The organism is Pseudomonas capeferrum (genome assembly GCF_000731675.1).
GTDB lineage: Bacteria > Pseudomonadota > Gammaproteobacteria > Pseudomonadales > Pseudomonadaceae > Aquipseudomonas > Aquipseudomonas capeferrum.
Genome location: NZ_JMIT01000004.1, coordinates 309596 through 324510, shown reverse-complemented (window position 1 = coordinate 324510; position 14915 = coordinate 309596). Strand labels below are relative to the sequence as shown.

At 61.9% G+C, this 14915-nt stretch carries 15 protein-coding genes; 12 read left to right on the top strand and 3 right to left on the bottom strand.

Annotation, left to right across the window (positions count from 1 at the left end):
- Window positions 1–128: 128 nt before the first annotated feature.
- The 5 genes from PC358_RS23600 to moaE all read left to right on the top strand — a co-directional run bounded on the left by PC358_RS23600 (window position 129) and on the right by moaE (window position 4272).
- Entirely contained in the window at window positions 129–1265 is a 1137-nt protein-coding gene (locus PC358_RS23600) for a polysaccharide deacetylase family protein (protein WP_033702870.1), read from the top strand.
- A gap of 266 nt (window positions 1266–1531) precedes the next feature.
- Complete coding sequence (locus PC358_RS23595; RefSeq protein ID WP_033702869.1) at window positions 1532–2926, top strand: PhoH family protein; 1395 nt, start codon at window positions 1532–1534, stop codon at window positions 2924–2926.
- A 181-nt stretch (window positions 2927–3107) separates the two neighbouring features.
- On the top strand, window positions 3108–3578 hold the full coding sequence (moaC, locus tag PC358_RS23590) for a cyclic pyranopterin monophosphate synthase MoaC (RefSeq protein ID WP_033702868.1): 471 nt from the start codon (window positions 3108–3110) through the stop codon (window positions 3576–3578).
- Entirely contained in the window at window positions 3578–3823 is a 246-nt protein-coding gene (moaD, locus tag PC358_RS23585) for a molybdopterin converting factor subunit 1 (protein WP_033703011.1), read from the top strand. Before moaC ends, moaD begins: the two co-directional genes overlap by 1 nt.
- Window positions 3824–3825: 2 nt before the next feature.
- Window positions 3826–4272: a molybdopterin synthase catalytic subunit MoaE gene (gene moaE, locus PC358_RS23580; protein ID WP_033702867.1), complete on the top strand. Its 447-nt coding sequence runs from the start codon at window positions 3826–3828 to the stop codon at window positions 4270–4272.
- A 161-nt stretch (window positions 4273–4433) separates the two neighbouring features.
- Here moaE and rhlB read toward each other — a convergent pair whose 3' ends face one another.
- Window positions 4434–5903 (bottom strand): ATP-dependent RNA helicase RhlB, encoded by a 1470-nt coding sequence (gene rhlB, locus PC358_RS23575; protein WP_033702866.1) that lies wholly within the window; start codon window positions 5901–5903, stop codon window positions 4434–4436.
- A 100-nt stretch (window positions 5904–6003) separates the two neighbouring features.
- Window positions 6004–6660 carry an alpha/beta hydrolase gene (locus PC358_RS23570; RefSeq protein ID WP_033702865.1) on the bottom strand — a complete coding sequence of 219 codons (657 nt, stop codon included), beginning with the start codon at window positions 6658–6660 and terminating at the stop codon, window positions 6004–6006.
- A gap of 332 nt (window positions 6661–6992) precedes the next feature.
- Here PC358_RS23570 and PC358_RS23565 point away from each other — a divergent pair, with 332 nt between their 5' ends.
- From PC358_RS23565 to PC358_RS23550, 4 genes are all read left to right on the top strand, one after another.
- Window positions 6993–8021, top strand: coding sequence for an amino acid ABC transporter substrate-binding protein (locus tag PC358_RS23565; protein ID WP_033702864.1), 1029 nt, complete (start codon window positions 6993–6995; stop codon window positions 8019–8021).
- Between the two features lie 67 nt (window positions 8022–8088).
- Window positions 8089–9267: an amino acid ABC transporter permease gene (locus PC358_RS23560; RefSeq protein ID WP_033702863.1), complete on the top strand. Its 1179-nt coding sequence runs from the start codon at window positions 8089–8091 to the stop codon at window positions 9265–9267.
- A 10-nt stretch (window positions 9268–9277) separates the two neighbouring features.
- Entirely contained in the window at window positions 9278–10375 is a 1098-nt protein-coding gene (locus PC358_RS23555; RefSeq protein ID WP_033702862.1) for an amino acid ABC transporter permease, read from the top strand.
- 10 nt (window positions 10376–10385) lie between these two features.
- Window positions 10386–11150: an amino acid ABC transporter ATP-binding protein gene (locus PC358_RS23550; RefSeq protein WP_033702861.1), complete on the top strand. Its 765-nt coding sequence runs from the start codon at window positions 10386–10388 to the stop codon at window positions 11148–11150.
- Between the two features lie 42 nt (window positions 11151–11192).
- On the opposite strand, the gene algW is transcribed toward PC358_RS23550, so the two are convergent.
- Complete coding sequence (gene algW, locus PC358_RS23545) at window positions 11193–12353, bottom strand: Do family serine endopeptidase AlgW (RefSeq protein WP_033702860.1); 1161 nt, start codon at window positions 12351–12353, stop codon at window positions 11193–11195.
- A 214-nt stretch (window positions 12354–12567) separates the two neighbouring features.
- On the opposite strand from algW, the gene PC358_RS23540 reads away from it, so the two are divergent.
- From PC358_RS23540 to PC358_RS23530, 3 genes are all read left to right on the top strand, one after another.
- Complete coding sequence (locus PC358_RS23540; protein ID WP_033702859.1) at window positions 12568–13326, top strand: Nif3-like dinuclear metal center hexameric protein; 759 nt, start codon at window positions 12568–12570, stop codon at window positions 13324–13326.
- Window positions 13327–13500: 174 nt separating this feature from the next.
- Window positions 13501–14418: a sulfate adenylyltransferase subunit CysD gene (gene cysD, locus PC358_RS23535; RefSeq protein ID WP_003251799.1), complete on the top strand. Its 918-nt coding sequence runs from the start codon at window positions 13501–13503 to the stop codon at window positions 14416–14418.
- 103 nt (window positions 14419–14521) lie between these two features.
- On the top strand, window positions 14522–14863 hold the full coding sequence (locus tag PC358_RS23530; protein ID WP_033702858.1) for a four helix bundle protein: 342 nt from the start codon (window positions 14522–14524) through the stop codon (window positions 14861–14863).
- Window positions 14864–14915 lie beyond the last annotated feature (52 nt).

The window sequence follows — 14915 nt, the reverse complement described above, 5'->3', positions numbered from 1 at the left end:
GCTCCTGGAATCGTTGGCGCGATTCTACGGGCTGGGGCAGGCAAGTCCAAACTATGCCGACGATAGTCACAGACCATCGGCATGCCAGGCGCTATAGTGCGCGTTTTGCTGTTGCGGAGCTTCCCACCGTGCGCATTGCATCGGCCCTGCTGGCCGCGCTGTTGAGCCTGGCCGTGCAGGCCGCCCCTTCGCCCCAGGTGAGCCTGGACCGCAGCCTGTGGCCCGAGCAGCTGGACAGCCCGGCGCTGTTCGATGTCGCGTCGCGCGCGGAGATCCTGTCGTTCGCCCAGGTGCTGCACGAGAGCGAGCTGCTCGACGATGGCGCACTGGCGGCGCGGTTGGGCCTGCGGCAGGTCAACCTGCAGAAGGTACGCCTCGTGCGGGCGCGCATGTGGCAGCGCTTGTGGCAGGGTTATCAACAGGCCCAGCGCAGCTGCGCGCAAGATGCCTCGTTCTGCTACCCGGTTACTTCGATGGCAGAATTGCGCACCCAGGCGGCCACGTTTGCCGCTGATGTCGGCACGTTCTACACCGGTTGGGTCGAGCCTAGCCACCAGTTCCATGTCCGTTACCTGGACGAGCAGCTGCGCAAGGCAGCGCTGCTGGGGCAAACCAGCAGCGAGGTCGAGCGCCTGTCCAGCCGTGAACGCAATGGCGATGAGCTCAACGATCGCATGTTCTTGCTGACCTTCGTCGGCGGCCCCGGCCCTGATGGGGGTAATACCGACACGCTTGCCGCCTACCTGCGCAGGCAGAAGCTCGAGGGCACGTTCTTTGTGCTTGGCAACCGCCTGCAGCAGCGCCGCGATGCCGGTGCGGCGAATGCACTGCGCCAGCTCTATCGTGGGCAATGCGTGGGTATCCAGGGCTGGGAATATCGCTCCCATGCGCAGTGGACGGCTTGGCAGGACTCGCTGCGGCGCAGCCAGGCACGGGTGCAGGCTGACCTGCCCGAGCAGTACGTGCCGCTGTTCCGCCCGCCTTATGGCCAGCGCCGGGCCGATGGCGAAGCCTTCATGGCCAGCCAGCAGTTGCGCGTGTCGTTATGGGATATCGATGCCCAGGATGATGGCGCGCTGAGCGCTGAGGCTTCGGCGCAACGGGTGCTGTCCTTGATGCTGCTGTGGCGCAAGGGCGTGATCCAGTTCCATGACAGCCTGCCCAAAGCCCAGCCGGCGGTGCAATGGTTGCTGCAAAATACCGCACAGAGCGGCATCGGTTGGGAGGACTGCCACGCCTACGGCCAGGCTCGACAGGGGGACTAATATTTGACTGTAGACCCGCCTTGCCCCCTCGCCAACCCCTGATTGTCATTCGGAAAAATAAACTTCACCGACACGTAAAAATACTTTTTCTAGTCATGGTTTATGCGGTATGAAGAAACCAGACAGCCGATCCCTGCAGCACAGGTGGCGTCATCCACCGTGTCAGGTTCGCTTCCCGCCCGTAGCAACGCGGATACGGGAAGACCGGCAGTCACTCTGCGGCGCAGCAGACCGCGCCGTGTGGCTTCGACATAAGGTGACCGAGTATGGATGACCAAGGACGCAACCCTTCCTCCAGCAAGCCAATCCTGTATGTGCTCGATACCAACGTCCTGATTCACGACCCCAACGCATTGCTCAACTTCGAGGAGCACCACGTCGCCCTGCCGATGACGGTGCTGGAGGAACTCGACAAGCTCAAGACCGGCAAGCAGACCATCGCCGCCGAATGTCGCCAGGCCATCCGCCTGATCGACCAGACCCTGGGTGACGCCTCGCCCAGCGATGTCGAACAGGGGGTACCGATCCAGCGTGGCAAGAGTGGGCCCAAAGGCTTCTTGTCGATCCTGATGAGCCCGCGCAACGAACCGAACCGGCTGCTGCCGGAAAACCTCAACGACAACATCATCATCAACCAGTTGCTGGAACTGCGGGCCAAGCGCACCGACCTTGACGTGGTGCTGGTCACCAAAGACATCAACATGCGCCTGAAGGCGCGCGCCTGTGGCATCGCGGCCGAGGACTACAGCACCGACCAGCTGGTCGATGACGTGTCGCTGTTGTCCAAGGGCTATCACTCGGTCACCGGCTCGTTCTGGGACCGGGTCAGCAAGGTCGACACCCGTCAGGAGCGGGGCCGCACCTGGCATCGGGTACAGCTGATCGACAACCTGCCGGCCGTGCACGTCAACGAATTCATCATCGATGAGCAAGGTTTCGTCGGCTGGATCAAGGGCATCCGCAGCGATGAACTGCTGCTGCTCGACCTGCATCAGGAACCCCTGTTGCACCAGGAAGCCTGGGGCCTGAAACCGCGAGACATCCATCAGAGCCTGGCGCTGTTCGCCCTGCTCGACCCGGATATCCACCTGGTCAACCTGACCGGCGCCGCCGGCTCCGGCAAAACCATCCTGGCCCTGGCGGCGGCCATTGAACAGACCATGGTCAGCAAGCGCTACCGGCGCATCATCGCCACCCGCAGCGTGCAGGGGCTGGACCAGGAGATCGGCTTCTTGCCGGGCACCGAAGCGGAGAAGATGGAGCCTTGGCTGGGCGCCATCACCGATAACCTCGAAGCCTTGCACATGGATGACGAGAGCACCCACGGCAGCGTCGAGTACATCCTTGAACGGGTGCCACTGCAGTTCAAGTCGCTGAACTACATTCGCGGTCGCAGCTTCCAGCAGAGCCTGATCCTGATCGATGAATGCCAGAACCTCACGCCGCACCAGATGAAAACCATCATCACCCGTGCCGGCTCGGGTTCCAAGGTGGTCTGCCTGGGCAACCTGGCGCAGATCGACACCCCCTACCTGTCCGCGACCAGCTCGGGCCTGACCTACCTGACCGAGCGCTTCAAGGACTTCCCCCATGGCGTGCACATCACCCTGCAGGGTGTGCCGCGGTCGGTGCTGGCCGAGTACGCCGAGTCGCATCTGTAACCCTTCGAGCCGGGCGGCGAGCCGCCCGGCCTCTTCGCGGGGCCTTCACTGATCTGGAATCGAGTGGTGAACCTGTGGAAGCGGGCTTGCCCCGCGAAGAGGCCACCACTGACAGTACATTCCGCTGCTCAAACCTGACCCACGGGTTTACACTCTTTGTTCCCTTCACAGGAGCAGAGCAGTGCTGACACATCTTGATTCCCAGGGGCGGGCCAACATGGTCGACGTCACTGAAAAGGCCGTGACCGAGCGAGAGGCCATTGCCGAGGCGCGGGTGCGCATGTTGCCGCAGACCTTGCAGATGATCGTCGATGGCGAGCACCCCAAGGGCGATGTGTTCGCCGTGGCGCGTATCGCCGGCATCCAGGCGGCGAAGAAGACCAGCGACCTGATTCCGCTGTGCCATCCGCTGATGCTGACCAGCGTCAAGGTCGAGCTCAGCGCCGAAGGCCAGGACGCGGTGCGTATCGTTGCCCGCTGCAAGCTGGCCGGGCAGACCGGTGTCGAGATGGAAGCACTGACCGCTGCCAGCGTTGCCGCGCTGACGATCTACGACATGTGCAAGGCCGTGGACAAAGGCATGGTGATCGAGCAGGTGCGCCTGCTGGAAAAACTCGGCGGCAAGAGCGGCCACTACAAGGTGGGCGCATGATCAAGGTCAAGGTGATGTATTTCGCCCGTTACCGGGAGTTGCTCGGGCTCGACGCCGAGCGCCTGGAAGGCGACTTCGCGGTAGTCGACGATGTGCGCAAGGCGCTGGTGGCCAAAGGCGAGCAGTATGCGTTGCTGGCTGAGCAGAACCTGATGTGCGCGCGCAACGAAGAGCTGTGCAAACTTGATGAGCCGCTGGCGGAGGGCGATGAAGTGGCGTTCTTCCCGCCAGTGACCGGAGGCTGAACATGACGGTGCGAGTGCAGCCAGAAGCGTTTGACCCAGGTTTCGAGGTCAATGCCATGCATGCCGCGAATGTCGGTGTTGGCGCGGTGGTGGGGTTCGTCGGCTATGTGCGGGACTTCAACGATGGTCGGGACGTGGCGGGGATGTTCCTGGAACACTATCCGGGGATGACCGAGAAGGCCTTGGCCAAGATCGTGGTCGAAGCCGAGCAGCGCTGGCCGTTGCTCAAGGTCGACGTGTTGCACCGCATTGGTGCGCTTGAGCCCGGTGAGCCGATCGTTTTCGTCGGCGTGGCCAGTGCCCATCGGCAGGCGGCGTTCGATGCCTGCAACTTCATCATGGACTACCTGAAGACCCGGGCGCCGTTCTGGAAGAAGGAAAACACCCAGGAAGGACCGCGCTGGGTGGAAGGCAAGCAGAGTGACCAGGAAGCGGCGGGGCGCTGGTAGGCAAGGTTGCGCCGATTCCCTGTAGGAGCGGCCTTGTGTCGCGATAGGGCCGCGCAGCGGCCCCAGCAATCTCTGCATCAAAGCTGAAATTTTGGGGCCGCTGCGCGGCCCTATCCCGACACAAGGCCGCTCCTACAGGGGCGGCGTCAGCATTCGGGCAATCAGTGGTGCTTGCGTGGTACCGGCGTCAACAGCTCATCAGGCGGCATCTCGCACTTGATCTTGCGCCCCAGCAGTTCTTCGATCGCTGGCAACTGGTAGGAATCGTCCTCGCCGGCAAAGCTGATCGACACACCACTGGTCCCGGCACGGCCAGTACGGCCGATGCGGTGCACGTAGTCATCGGCATCTTCGGGCAGGGTGAAGTTGATCACGTGGCTGATGCCATCGATGTGAATACCACGGCCCGCCACGTCAGTGGCCACCAGCACGGTAATCCGGCCTTCGCGGAAGCTTTCCAGGGTGCGAATGCGCTTGTGCTGTGGCACATCGCCTGACAGTTGCGCAGCGTTGATGCCATCGCGCACCAGCTTTTCTTCGATGCGCCGCACCTCGTCCTTGCGGTTGGCAAACACCATCACCCGTTCCCACTTGTTCTGGGTCACCAGGTTGTACAGCAGCTTGTACTTGTCGCTGCCAGCCACCGCGTACACGTGCTGCTCGACGGTTTCGCTGGCCACGTTTTCCGGTTCGATCTCGACGATGGCCGGGTCGGTGGTCCACTGTTTGGCCAGGTTCATCACGTCTTCGGTGAAGGTGGCGGAGAACAGCAGGGTCTGGCGTTCGCTTTTCGGCGGGGTCTGGCGAATGATCTGGCGCACCTGCGGGATAAAGCCCATGTCGAGCATGCGGTCGGCTTCGTCCAGTACCATCACCTCGACCATGTCCAGGTGCACTTCACCGCGCTGATTGAAGTCCAGCAGGCGGCCCGGGGTGGCAACCAGAATGTCGCAATGGCGTGCTTCCAGGGCCTTGAGCTGCTTGTCGAAGTCCATGCCGCCGACAAAACTCATGACGTTCAGGCCGGTGTATTTGGTCAGGGCTGCGGCGTCCTTGGCAATCTGCACCACCAGTTCGCGGGTCGGCGCGATGATCAGCGCGCGCGGTTCGCCCATGTAGCGTTCCTTGGGCGGCGGCGTCTGCTGCAGCTGGGAAATGATCGAGATCAAAAACGCTGCGGTCTTGCCGGTGCCGGTCTGGGCGCGGCCGATCGCGTCCTGGCCACGCAGGGTGTAACCCAATACCTGCGCCTGGATCGGCGTGCAGTAGGGGAAGCCCAGGTCGTGGATCGCGTGCATCACTTCGTTGGACAGCTTGAAGTCGTGGAAGCGGGTTTTACCTTCCTGCGGCTCGACCACGAAGTCTTCCAGCTTCCACAGGCTGGCCTGTGGCTTTGGCTTGGGCTTGCGTTCGCGACGCGGTTTGTCCTTGGCCGGGTTGTCGACAGCGGCAGGCGCTTGGGCCTGTTGGCTGGTGTCGGCGCGTTGTGGGGCCGGCTGGGGCGCTGGCTGAGGCTGGGGCTGAGCCACAGCAGCGGGCGCAGGCTCGGGCGTTTTCACGCTGGCAGCGGGATCGACGGCCTGGGGCGCGGCGTCTCCTTTGCCGAATATTTTTTTGAGTGCCTTGAGCACGATCGTCTCATCAACTGGTTAAGGAATGTACGCCGGGCAGTGTAAAGCAAGAACCCGACGCGGCGTAGCGGAATACACCCACAACTACAGGCGATCAGGCTTATTGCAGCTGCTTGCTCAACCAGTCATGGATGTCGCCCAGCTCTTCGACCACCACTTCGTGTTCCATCGGGTACTCGTGCCAGCGGGCGGCGACACCCCAGGTATTAAGGTACTCGAACGCGGTGCGGCCCATCGAGGGGATCACCACTGGGTCATGCACACCATGCAGGCACAGGGCCGGGGTGCGTTGCTGGCAGGCGCTCAGTTCATGGGCGTCGGAGAAGGTCGGGGCATAGGTAGACAGGGCGATCACGCCGCCCAGGGCTTCCTGCCACTTTATATAGGCCGTGTGCAGCACCACCGCGCCGCCCTGGGAGAAGCCGGCCAGGAAAATCCGCGCCAGGTTGATGCCCTTGGCCTGTTCTGCCTTGATCAGGGCGATGACCTGCTCGGCCGATTCCTCCAGCTGCGCCTCGTCGATGGCGCGTGCAGGGGTCATGGCCTTGATGTCGTACCAGCTGGGCATGGCATAGCCGCCGTTGATGGTCACGGGGCGGGTGGGGGCCTGGGGCATGATGAAGCGGGTGCTGAGCAGTCGTTCCTGCATGAATTCGGCAACCGGTAGGAAGTCGTAACGGTCGGCGCCCAGGCCGTGCAACCAGATCACACAGGCGTCGGCGGTTTTCTGCGGTTCGAGAATCAGCGGGTTGGTCATGACTGCTCCGAAAATGTGCGGGTCTTGTTATGGCGTGCTTAAAAAGAAGGCGCTGCAAATGATTGTCGGAAAAATAATGTCGCAACGATACAACTTTGCCTACTTGACGTGCGCTTAAACGCTTTAGCCGCCAACTGTGGTACGCCCTTTGCTACGAATCATACGATGCAAGGGTCAGGCCGTGACGGTAACACCCTTTGCAAGCGAAGGCTGTCATAGAACAGCCCATTGCGCCAATTGACCCAATAACAAGCCAACACGGGTCGGATACGCCTCAAAAGGGTGCGGTGCAATTCCGGCTCGGTACAACAAGAGCGATTTGGAGGTTGTGAATGAAGATGTTGAAAACCACCCTGGCAGTCCTGACCGCTGCCGCTGCGCTGGGCGCCGTGACTACCGCCCAGGCCGGCGCCACGCTTGATGCGGTAAAGAAGAAGGGCTTCGTCCAGTGTGGCGTGAGCGACGGTCTTCCAGGCTTCTCGGTACCTGATGCGCAAGGCAAGATCGTCGGTATCGACGCCGATGTCTGCCGCGCCGTGGCCGCCGCCGTGTTCGGCGATGCGACCAAGGTCAAGTTCAGCCAGCTCAACGCCAAGGAACGCTTCACCGCACTGCAGTCCGGCGAAGTCGACGTGCTGTCGCGCAACACCACCTGGACCAGCTCGCGCGATGCCGGCATGGGCCTGGTGTTTGCCGGTGTCACCTACTATGACGGCGTCGGTTTCCTGGTCAACAAGAAGCTGGGTGTATCCAGCGCCAAGGAGCTCGACGGCGCGACCATCTGCATCCAGGCCGGTACCACCACCGAACTGAACGTGTCCGACTACTTCCGCGCCAATAACCTCAAGTACACCCCGATCACCTTCGATACCTCCGACGAAAGCGCCAAGTCGCTGGAGTCGGGCCGTTGCGACGTGCTGACCTCGGACAAGTCGCAGCTGTTCGCCCAGCGCTCCAAGCTGGCCGCGCCGGCCGACTACGTGGTGCTGCCGGAAACCATCTCCAAGGAACCGCTGGGCCCGGTGGTGCGCAAGGGCGACGAAGAGTGGTTCAGCATCGTCAAGTGGACCCTGTTCGCCATGATCAATGCCGAAGAGGCTGGTATCACTTCGAAAACCGTCGAAGCCGAGGCCAAGTCCACCAAGAACCCGGACAACGCCCGCCTGCTCGGCGCTGACGGCGAGTACGGCAAAGACCTCAAGCTGCCCAAAGACTGGGTAGTCCAGATCGTCAAGCAAGTCGGCAACTATGGCGAAGTGTTCGAGAAGAACCTGGGCCAGAGCACCGACCTGAAGATCGACCGTGGCATGAACGCCCTGTGGAACAACGGCGGCATCCAGTACGCGCCACCTGTGCGCTGATGGTTGCACCCTGCGGCGGCATTCCGCCGTCGCAGGCTGTTCGAATCCCTACTTTCCGGGGCACTTCATGCAAAATCGAATCGGCGCACAAAAGGGGCTATCCCTGAGTGATCCACGTGTGCGCGCGTGGCTGTTCCAGATCCTCACGATCCTGTTCGTGGTGGGCCTGGGCTGGTACCTGTTTCACAACACGCAAACCAACCTGCAGCACCGGGGCATTACCTCCGGCTTCGACTTCCTCGACCGCAGTGCCGGCTTCGGCATCGCCCAGCACCTGATCCCTTATGTGGAATCCGACAGCTACGCGCGGGTGTTCGTCATCGGCCTGCTCAACACCCTGCTGGTCACCTTCATCGGCGTCATCCTGGCGACGATCCTGGGGTTCATCATCGGCGTGGCGCGGCTGTCACCCAACTGGATGATCAACAAGCTGGCGACCGTGTATGTGGAGACCTTCCGCAACATTCCGCCGTTGTTGCAGATCCTGTTCTGGTACTTCGCGGTGTTTCTGACCCTGCCAGGACCGCGGGGCAGCATCAACCTCGACGACATGTTCTTCATCAGCAACCGCGGGCTGAACATGCCCGGTGCCTCGATGGCCGAGGGCTTCTGGCCGTTTACCGTTGCCTTGGGGCTGGCGATCGTGGCCACGGTGGCGATGGTGCGCTATGCCAACAAACGCTTCAACGAGACCGGCAAGCCGTTCCACAAGTTCTGGGCAGGGCTGGCGCTGCTGGTCGTCATCCCCGGTCTGTGCGTATTGCTGTTCGGCAGCCCGGTGCACTGGGAAGTGCCGCAGCTCAAGGGTTTCAACTTCGTTGGCGGCTGGGTGCTGATTCCCGAACTGCTGGCCCTGACCCTGGCGCTGACCATCTATACCGCGGCGTTCATCGCCGAAATCGTGCGCTCGGGCATCCGTTCGGTCAGCCATGGCCAGACCGAAGCTGCGCGTTCGCTTGGCCTGCGCGAGGGCCCGACCCTGCGCAAGGTGATCATCCCCCAGGCACTGCGGGTGATCATTCCGCCACTGACCAGCCAGTACCTGAACCTGGCGAAGAACTCGTCGCTGGCGGCCGGTATCGGCTACCCGGAGATGGTCTCGCTGTTCGCCGGTACCGTGCTTAATCAGACCGGCCAGGCCATCGAGGTGATTGCCATCACCATGAGTGTCTATCTCGCCATCAGCATCAGCATTTCGCTGCTGATGAACTGGTACAACAAGCGCATTGCGCTGATCGAGCGGTGAGGATACGCCCGTGAATGCTCATGTTTTCAAACCTGACATGCCGCCACCGGTAAAAACCGTCGGCGTGCTCGCATGGATGCGGGCCAACCTGTTCTCCAGCTGGCTCAACACCCTGCTGACGTTGTTCGCCGTGTACCTGGTGTGGCTGATCGTGCCGCCGCTGGTGCAGTGGGCGTTGATCGACGCCAACTGGGTCGGCACCACCCGCGCCGATTGCACCAAGGAGGGCGCCTGCTGGGTGTTCATCCAGCAGCGCTTCGGCCAGTTCATGTACGGCTACTACCCGGCGGAACTGCGCTGGCGCGTAGACCTGACCGTGTGGCTGGCGGTACTTGGCGCCGCGCCGCTGTTCATCAAGCGCTTCCCGCGCAAGGCCGTGTATGGCCTGGGCTTCCTGGTGCTGTACCCGGTCCTTGCCTACACGCTGCTGCATGGCGGCTACCTGGGCCTGGAAAGCGTGCCGACCAGCCAGTGGGGCGGGCTGATGCTGACCTTGGTGATCGCCACGGTGGGTATCGTCGGTGCGTTGCCGCTGGGCATTTTGCTGGCATTGGGGCGGCGCTCCAGGATGCCGGCGGTGAAGGTGGTGTGCGTGACCTTCATCGAGTTCTGGCGTGGCGTACCGTTGATCACCGTGCTGTTCATGTCGTCGGTGATGCTGCCGCTGTTCCTGCCTGAGGGCATGAGCTTCGACAAGCTGCTGCGGGCGATGATCGGCGTGATCCTGTTCCAGTCGGCGTACATCGCCGAGGTGGTGCGTGGCGGCCTGCAGGCCATCCCCAAGGGGCAATACGAAGCGGCTGCGGCCATGGGCCTGGGCTACTGGCGTGCGATGGGGCTGGTGATTTTGCCCCAGGCGCTGAAGCTGGTGATCCCCGGCATCGTCAACACCTTCATCGCCCTGTTCAAGGACACCAGCCTGGTGATCATCATCGGCCTGTTCGACCTGCTCAACAGCGTCAAGCAGGCCGCAGCCGACCCGGCCTGGCTGGGCATGGCGACCGAGGGTTATGTGTTTGCCGCCCTGGTGTTCTGGATTTTCTGTTTCGGTATGTCCCGCTACTCCATGCATCTGGAGCGCAAGCTGGACACTGGCCACAAGCGTTAGGAGTTTCGAAATGAGTGAAGCGATCAAGCAGCCTGCTGGCCCCGAAGGCATCATCCAGATGCAGGGTGTGAACAAATGGTACGGCCAGTTCCACGTGCTCAAGGACATCAACCTGAATGTGCGCCAAGGCGAGCGCATCGTTCTGTGCGGGCCGTCCGGGTCGGGCAAGTCGACGACCATTCGTTGCCTCAACCGCCTGGAGGAACATCAGCAGGGGCGCATCGTCGTCGATGGCGTCGAGCTGACCAACGACCTCAAGCAGATCGAGGCGATCCGCCGTGAGGTGGGCATGGTGTTCCAGCACTTCAACCTGTTCCCGCACCTGAGCATCCTGGAGAACTGCACGCTGGCGCCGATGTGGGTGCGCAAGATGCCACGGCGCAAGGCCGAGGAAATCGCCATGCATTATCTGGAGCGGGTGCGTATTCCGGAGCAGGCGCACAAGTACCCGGGGCAGTTGTCTGGCGGGCAGCAGCAGCGCGTGGCGATTGCCCGGGCGCTGTGCATGAAGCCGAAGATCATGCTGTTCGACGAGCCGACTTCGGCGCTGGACCCGGAGATGGTCAAGGAAGTGCTCGATACCATGGTGGGCCTGGCCGAGGATGGCATGACCATGCTGTGCGTGACCCACGAGATGGGCTTTGCCCGCACCGTGGCGAACCGGGTGATCTTCATGGACAAGGGGGAAATCGTGGAGCAGGCGGCCCCGGATGAGTTCTTCGACCGGCCGCGCAGTGACCGGACCAAGTTGTTCCTGAGCCAGATCCTGCATTGATGAAACCAGGGGGCCGCCCCACCGGGGCGGCTCCATGCAGCTTTACTTCTCTTCCGGATTGGCAGCCGGCGCAGGCGGCGGCCGCAGCCCCACCTCGGCAATCAGCTTCAGTTGCTGCCCGTTGCGCATCACCTCGATGGTGATCTTCTCATTGGGCTTGATCCGCGCCACCTGGTTCATCGACTTGCGCCCGTCACCGGCCGGCTCGCCGTTGATGCTCATGATCACGTCACCCAACTGCAAACCGGCTTTTTGCGCCGGCCCTTCGCGGAAGATCCCCGCCACGACAATACCCGGCCGGTCCTGCATGCCGAACGATTCGGCCAGCTCCTGGCTCAGCGGCTGCACTTCGATGCCCAGCCAGCCACGAATCACCTGGCCGTGCTCGACGATCGACTTCATCACCTCCAATGCTAGTTTCACCGGGATGGCGAAGCCGATGCCCTGGGAGCCACCGGACTTGGAGAAAATGGCCGTGTTGATGCCGATCAGGTTGCCGTTGGCATCGACCAGTGCGCCACCGGAGTTGCCGGGGTTGATCGCCGCGTCGGTCTGGATGAAGTCTTCGTAGTTGTTCAGGCCCAGCTGGTTGCGGCCGGTGGCGCTGATGATACCCATGGTCACGGTCTGGCCGACGCCAAAGGGGTTGCCGATGGCCAGCGACACGTCGCCGATGTGGATGTTGTCGGAGCGGCCGATAGTGATGGCCGGCAGGCTTTTGAGGTCGATCTTCAGCACCGCAAGGTCGGTTTCCGGGTCGCTGCCGATCACCCGGGCCAAGGTCTCGCGGCCATCCTTGAGCGCCACCACGATCTGGTCGGCGCCACTGGTGACGTGGTTGTTGGTCAGCAGGTAGCCCTCGGGGCTCATGATCACCGCCGAACCCAGGCTCGATTCCCAGCGCTTCTGCTTGGGCAGGTTGTCGCCGAAGAAACGGCGGAACTGCGGGTCTTCGAACAGCGGGTGGGCGCTCTTGTTCACCACCTTGGTGGTGTACAGGTTGACCACCGCCGGCGCGGCCAGGGTCACGGCGTCGGCGTACGACACCGGGCCCTGCATGATCCGCGAGGTCTGCGGTGCCTGCTGCAGGTTGACGTCCTGGCTTGGCAGGCCGACCCATTGCGGGAAGCGCTGGATGATCAGCATGGCGATCAGCACACCGGTGAGCAGGGGCCAGCCAAAGTAACGCAGAGCCTTGAACATGAACGAATCCTGGGAGTAGGGCGGGAGCCAAGTAGCCGCGCCACGGGGCGCGAGCGCGCGCGATCATACACCTGAAACCGCTGATCGGCGATGGCTTGTCTGGCCCGCCCTCATGCGGCTGCCGCCGGTTTCCCCAAGGCCGGCGACGGCTCATAATGGCGGCCAGTATACGGGTGTTGAACCCGGCAAAAACGCAGATTTCGAGGAGATTTTCATGGCCGTCGCTCTGAACACCCTGGTCGAGGAAGCCGAGCGCTACCTGGGCAGCGCGAAGATCCAGGATTATTGCCCCAACGGGCTGCAGGTCGAGGGCCGCCCGCAGGTCAGCCGCATCGTCAGCGGCGTCACAGCCAGCCAGGCGTTGCTGGATGCCGCCGTCGAGGCCGAGGCTGACTTGGTGCTGGTTCACCATGGTTACTTCTGGAAGGGCGAGAACCCTTGCATCACGGGTATCAAGCAGCGGCGCCTGAAGACCCTGCTCAAGCACGACATCAGCCTGCTGGCGTTTCACCTGCCGCTGGACGTGCACCCGGAGGTGGGCAACAACGTGCAGTTGGCGCGCCAGCTGGACATTACCGTGGAGGGGCCACTGGACCCTGAAAACCCAAAAGTGGTCGGGTTGGTCGGTTCGCTGGCCGAACCGATCACGGCGCGCGATTTTGCCCAACGGGTGCAAGAGGTGATGGGGCGCGAGCCGTTGCTGGTCGAAGGCGAGCAGATGATTCGCCGGGTCGGTTGGTGCACGGGGGGCGGGCAGGGCTATATCGATACCGCGATTGCCGCTGGTGTCGACCTGTTCATCAGTGGCGAAGCGTCGGAGCAGACCTACCACAGTGCCCGCGAAAACGGCATCAGCTTCATTGCCGCCGGGCACCATGCCACCGAGCGCTATGGCGTACAGGCACTGGGCGATTACCTGGCACGGCGGTTTGCCGTAGAACACCGGTTCATCGATTGCCCCAACCCTATCTAAGCGGTCTTGCCCGCGAAGGGCCGCAAAGCGGCCCCATTTCCCCCAAACCCCCAGTCATATCGTTAGATTGTTTCGATCTAGCCCGCCTCCTAAATAGAAGCAGCCGCTGTGATAAAGTGGCTCGCTCGAACACGGCCCGCAGGCCGTCCATAAGATCGTTTTTCGTGAGTAGCCATGGTCGACAAACTGACGCACTTGAAACAGCTGGAGGCGGAGAGCATCCACATCATCCGCGAGGTGGCCGCCGAGTTCGACAACCCGGTGATGCTGTACTCGATCGGCAAGGATTCCGCCGTGATGCTGCACCTGGCGCGCAAGGCCTTCTTCCCGGGCAAGCTGCCGTTCCCGGTGATGCACGTCGACACCCAGTGGAAATTCCAGGAGATGTACAGCTTCCGCGACAAGATGGTCGAGGAAATGGGCCTGGAACTGATCACCCACGTCAACCCCGAGGGTGTGGCGCAGGGCATCAACCCCTTCACCCATGGCAGCTCCAAGCACACCGACATCATGAAAACCCAGGGCCTCAAGCAGGCGCTGGACAAGCATGGTTTCGACGCCGCCTTCGGTGGTGCCCGCCGTGACGAAGAAAAGTCCCGGGCCAAGGAGCGCGTCTACTCGTTCCGTGACAGCAAGCACCGCTGGGACCCGAAAAACCAGCGCCCCGAGCTGTGGAACGTGTACAACGGCAAGGTCAACAAGGGCGAGTCGATCCGCGTCTTCCCGCTGTCGAACTGGACCGAGCTGGACATCTGGCAGTACATCTACCTCGAAGGCATCCCGATCGTGCCGCTGTACTTCGCCGCCGAGCGTGAAGTGATCGAGAAGAATGGCACCCTGATCATGATCGACGACGAGCGCATTCTCGAGCACCTCTCCGAGGAAGAGAAAGCCCGCATCGTCAAGAAGAAGGTGCGTTTCCGTACCCTCGGTTGCTACCCGTTGACGGGCGCTGTCGAGTCGGAAGCCGAGACCCTGACGGACATCATTCAGGAAATGCTCCTGACCCGTACGTCCGAACGCCAGGGCCGTGTCATCGACCACGATGGCGCCGGCTCCATGGAAGACAAGAAACGCCAAGGCTATTTCTAAGCTTCAAGTTACAAGCGGCAAGCTGCAAGACAGAAGCAGAACGAGTAGCTTCTGATTTTTGTGGACTGCCGCCTGCACTGCGGGCGCACAGGGAGTGTCTGCAGTGGATTTTGAGAAGTTGCTGGTTTGGCAGAGAAGTAAAAATTTAGCCGTTGTGATGTATCAGGCATTTGCCGACTGCCGGGATTTTGGATTCAGATCTCACATCACCCGTGCAGCGGTTTCAGTCCCTTCCAACATTGCCGAAGGGATGGAGCGCAGAGGGCCGCGGGAGAAGACGTGGTTCCTAAGCGTGGCGAAGGCGTCCTGCGCAGAGTTGCGGGCTCAACTGATAATTGCCGGTGAAATGGGTTACTTGCCTTCTGAATTGGCCAACGACTGGATTACTGAAACCCGTGAGCTCTCCAGAATGCTTGCAGGGTTGATCAACAAAATTTCTAACTAGCTGTACGCCGACAAGCTTGCTGCTTGAAGCTTACAGCTTGGAGCTTGAATGC